At 65.2% G+C, this 1471-nt stretch carries 2 protein-coding genes; both read right to left on the bottom strand.

Annotated features, from left to right (window positions below):
* Positions 1 to 243 precede the first annotated feature (243 nt).
* Entirely contained in the window at positions 244 to 849 is a 606-nt protein-coding gene (locus ASE88_RS16025; RefSeq protein WP_056479833.1) for a TIGR02466 family protein, read from the bottom strand.
* The gene (pth, locus tag ASE88_RS16020; protein WP_056479830.1) at positions 846 to 1415 is read right to left on the bottom strand and encodes an aminoacyl-tRNA hydrolase; all 570 of its coding nucleotides are present in this window, start codon (positions 1413 to 1415) and stop codon (positions 846 to 848) included. Before pth ends, ASE88_RS16025 begins: the two co-directional genes overlap by 4 nt.
* Positions 1416 to 1471: the final 56 nt, after the last annotated feature.

Below are 1471 nucleotides of genomic sequence, written 5' to 3'. Positions count from 1 at the left end.
GGGGGGGGGGGGGGGGGGGGGGGAAAGTGCCGTAAGGGTCATCATTTGTGGCTAAGCCCCACCCCAACCCTCCCCTGAAGGGGAGGGCGAAGATACGGCAACACCACCACCCCGGCGAAGGCCGGGGCCCAATGGGAAGGCCAATCTGATGAAGGGCAATCCTTCGTTAGCGATGTTCCCCAATTGGGCCCCGGCCTTCGCCGGGGTGGTACTTTGCCTGCCGAACTGTCTCAGCCGCCCCGATCACCACCGATAATTGAAACTGATGCTGATCCGCTCGCCCTTCGCAGCATTCGGCACGACCTCATGCCTGAGCCAGCTCTCCCAAAGAAACACGCTCCCCGGCTTCGGCACCGCATAGACGAACGTCCGCAGATCCTCCGGCGCATCGTCGAGCCGCGTCGGCGCCGCCATCATCATCGGCAGCCGCGGATCCTCCAGCTTTAGCGCACCCGCGCCTTCGGGAATCGTCACGTACATCGTCCCCGACACGACGCTGTGCGGATGGATATGCCCCGAATGCGCGCCGCCGGGCTTCAGGACGTTCACCCACAGGCTGTCGAGCTTCAGCTTCCGCCCCCCCAAATCGAACGCGCAGTCCTTCGCGAACGCCGCGACATGCTTGTTGAGCAACCGCACCAGATCGCCGAACCGCGGATCGCGCAGCGGCAGGTCGTTCAGCGACGCGTAGGACGTGTACCCGCGATAGCCATGCGCCTTCGACCACGCGACACCCGCGCGGTCCGCCTTGGACAGTTCGAGCGCAGCGTCCTCGAGCTCCTCGACCAGAGCATCGTCGCCGAGATCGGCCTCGTAGAACCGCGTGGCGAACAGCGAGCGGGTGGTCATGGTTGCATCCTTACAGCGACATCATTCATGAAACGGACGTCGTCGCCCGCCGCCAGCCACGGCGCCTCCGCGGCGATCGCGCCGAGCATGTCGGACAGCGGCTCGATCTCGGTCTTGGCGTAGTTGCCGAGCACATAGCCGGTGACGCGGTCCTTGTGCCCCGGATGCCCGATGCCGAGCCGCACGCGGCGGAAATCGGGGCCGAGATGCTGGTCGGTCGAGCGCAGCCCGTTATGCCCCGCGGTCCCGCCGCCGGTCTTCACCTTGACGCGGAAGGGAGCGATGTCGAGTTCGTCGTGGAACACCGTCAGCGCATCGACGTCCAGCTTGTAGAAGCGTAGCGCCTCGCCGATCGACCGGCCGCTGTCGTTCATGAAGGTCGCAGGCTTGAGCAGCAGGATCTTCTGCGTGCCGATCCGGCCCTCCTGCGTCCAGCCCTGGAACTGCTTCTTGACCGCGCCGAAGCCGTGCACTTCGGCGATCGCGTCGGCGACCATGAACCCGACATTGTGCCGGTGCATCGCATATTGCGCCCCCGGATTGCCGAGTCCCGCCCAGATCTGCACGTTCTATTCTCCAAGGTGAAACGGATGGTCCGCCCCATATACGGTTCTCCCGCGAA

This window comes from Sphingomonas sp. Leaf38 (genome assembly GCF_001421825.1).
In the GTDB taxonomy this organism is placed as follows: Bacteria; Pseudomonadota; Alphaproteobacteria; order Sphingomonadales; family Sphingomonadaceae; genus Sphingomonas.
The sequence above is the reverse complement of the archived record's forward strand: the minus strand, read 5'-3'. Positions and strand labels throughout refer to the sequence as shown.